Origin of the sequence: uncultured Campylobacter sp. (assembly GCF_938018145.1) — a bacterium.
Classification (GTDB): domain Bacteria; phylum Campylobacterota; class Campylobacteria; order Campylobacterales; family Campylobacteraceae; genus Campylobacter_A.
The window spans coordinates 1-2,702 of record NZ_CALIII010000366.1; the positions used below are offsets into that span (position 1 = coordinate 1).

A 2,702-nucleotide genomic window follows, 5' to 3' on the forward strand; every position below is an offset into this window, starting at 1 on the left:
AGCTAAAATTTCTGCACATCCACAAGACCGCGCGCCTCATCGCAGCAAGCTTGCAGGCAGGCTGCGTCGTGGCGGGACTAGATGAGGCGGAGGCTGCGCGCATATACGACATCGGGCTTGATCTGGGGCTGGCGTTTCAGATCGCAGACGACATCATCGACGCGACGCAAAGCGCCGAAACGGCGGGCAAACCGACGCATAACGACGGCGCGAAAAACTCCTTTACCAACCTTCTTGGCGTGGAGGGCGCGGTGCAGGCTAAAAACGAACTCATCGCAAAGATAGAGCGCGAGCTAGGCGGCGTGCATGCGGGTATCCGCGCTATCGTGACGGGCCTCGTCGACAAGCATTTGCGGTAAATTTAGCTTAAATTTGCGTTTTGTTCGGTCAAATTTGAGCAGTTAAATTTGCCGTCAAATTTTGCAAATTTTATCCATAACTACAAAACTCTATCCGCTCGGTATAAATAAACCATCTCGCAAACCGTGCCGATGCCGCCGTAAATTCGGCAAAATTCGGCGTCCTTTTTATGCTATAATCTTTTAAATTCATCAAAAGGAGAGATAATGAAAAAAATAGCCTTATCGCTTGCGCTTTTGTGTGCGGCGGCATTTGCCAAAGAGTACGACTACATGCTAGCTAGCACTGCGCAAAAAACTTTTGAGGAGCCGACTTCTAGCTACGAAACCAAGCAAAGCTACGACGCCAAGGCTCGCCGCCTAGAGCTAGTTAGCAGCTCCGAGCTCGCAGACGGCCTAAAGGGCAAACACAAAGAGATCAGCTACTACAACAAAGCCGGCGAGATGACGAAATTTGAAGCCTATAGCTATGATTTTACCGCGAAAAAATGGATCAAAGTAACCGAATACAAAGCCGATTATAAAAAAGGCGTCCTCACGCAGGAGTCTAGCTCGTTTATCAGGGGCGTGCCGGAAAATGCTAGCAAAATCATCACAAAGTACCTAAAAAACGCTAGCGAGGAGATCAGATACGAGCTAGTAAAGGGCAAATGGCAAAAAGCCGCGCTAACCAAAACCGTCGAGAACGCATACGGCGAGAACGAGCTCATCGTGCTTAGCGTCTGGGACGGCAAAAGATGGCAGCCTAAGTCAAAAACGCAGCTACTCTACGGCGCGGACGGACAGACGCGCGGCTATGAGAGCTGGGACTACGAAAACGGCGCGTGGCAAAACCGCGAAAGAAGCACTGTTGCGGGCGACGTGAAGGGCAAATACGAGCAGGTAAGAAGCGTGTTTGAGGACGGCGCGTGGCGCTATGACGAGATGTCAAAGCACGACTATGACGCCTCTAGCGGCAAAGATGTGACGATAAATCTCATCTGGAACGCCGAGCAAAACGCATGGGAAAACAACAGCAAAAGCGTCTCGGTCGTAGAGGGCGCGGGCTTTGAAACGGCGGCGTTTTTGTGGGATAAAGAGCGCAAAGAGTGGAAGCAGGAGTACTCCAACCGCAGCATCTACGACAAGAGCGGCGAGCGTCTGCTAACGCAGCGATACGACACGATGGACGGCAGCGAGAAGTTCGTCTACGGCTACAACGAGCGCGGCGATAACGTGAGCGTGGATATCTATGAGCTAGCTAGCGACGAAAACGGTAAAAGATGGGTGCAAAATAAGCGCCTGGAGACGACCTTTGATCCGCATATACTAGCCGACGACGTCGGACACGGCGGCTCGCTGATGTCCTTTGAGATGCCTAGCAGATACGCGGTGACTAGTTTTAAGCAGTTTGTCGCAGCAGACGGTAAATTTAAGCTCGCCTCAGAGCAGACGTGGAAGTATAAAAGGGTCAAATGATCTTTTGCTAGCGGCCTAACTGCGGTAAATTTGACGCTTTGGATTCGGTTAAATTTAACGAGCGCCCGAGCGTCAAATTTAGCTCGTTAAATTTTGCTTTCGCATCAAATTTGACGCCGTTTGGGCGGCTAAATTTAAAAAGGAGCGAATGTGAGATTTTTTTGGAAAGCGGCGGCGATGGCTGCGATTTGGGCCTTGCCGCTAGCTGCGTCGGGCGAAATTTGCCTAAAAAAGACTATCTATAAAACGCAGGGCGACGCCGTACCGCGCTACAAATACGAAACGAGCCAAGCTTACGACGCGAAGGCTAGAGCGCTAGAAAAAATCTACGACGAAATCAGCGATGACGGTAGGCGCAGGACGAAAAGCATTGTCAAATTTGACGAAAGAGGCGAGCGCGAGATAGGCAGCACTGAGTACGATTGGGACTTTGGCGCCGAAAAATGGCGCAAAGCAGGGTTCTCAAAAACAGAGAGGACAAAGGACGGCGCGTTTGTTTATATTGACACCCGCGGTCAAAACGGCAAGCTAAACCAAGGTCAAAAAACCGTCGAAAAGCGAACGGGCGCGACGGAAATCTCTCAAAATTTCACTCTAAAAAACGGCAAATGGACGCCGACGTATCTAATCAAAAGACTTTATGACGAAAATCACAAAACCACGCTCGTAGCGACCTTTGAGTGGAGCGCCAAGGCCAAAAAATGGACTCCGTACGAAAAATCGATATATCGCTACAAGGGCGACGTTTATGCTAGCTCAGAGGGCTATAAGTGGCAGGGCAAATGGGTGCCGCAGACGAAGCACTCGGCCTTTACGGCTGCGGACGGAATGCGCACCGAGATAAATTTTACGTGGGGCGAGGACGCGTGGCAGCCGCAGGAGAGG

2 protein-coding genes and 1 pseudogene are annotated in these 2,702 nt (G+C 50.9%); all 3 read left to right on the plus strand.

Going from position 1 to position 2,702, the window contains the following annotated elements; genetic code table 11:
• On the plus strand, positions 1-359 hold a 359-nt coding region (locus Q0338_RS08395), incomplete at its 5' end, for a polyprenyl synthetase family protein (RefSeq protein WP_298086356.1).
• Between the two features lie 207 nt (positions 360-566).
• Positions 567-1,817 carry a hypothetical protein gene (locus Q0338_RS08400; RefSeq protein ID WP_298086357.1) on the plus strand — a complete coding sequence of 417 codons (1,251 nt, stop codon included), beginning with the start codon at positions 567-569 and terminating at the stop codon, positions 1,815-1,817.
• Between the two features lie 150 nt (positions 1,818-1,967).
• A pseudogene (locus tag Q0338_RS08405) lies at positions 1,968-2,702 on the plus strand (hypothetical protein); the annotation flags it as partial.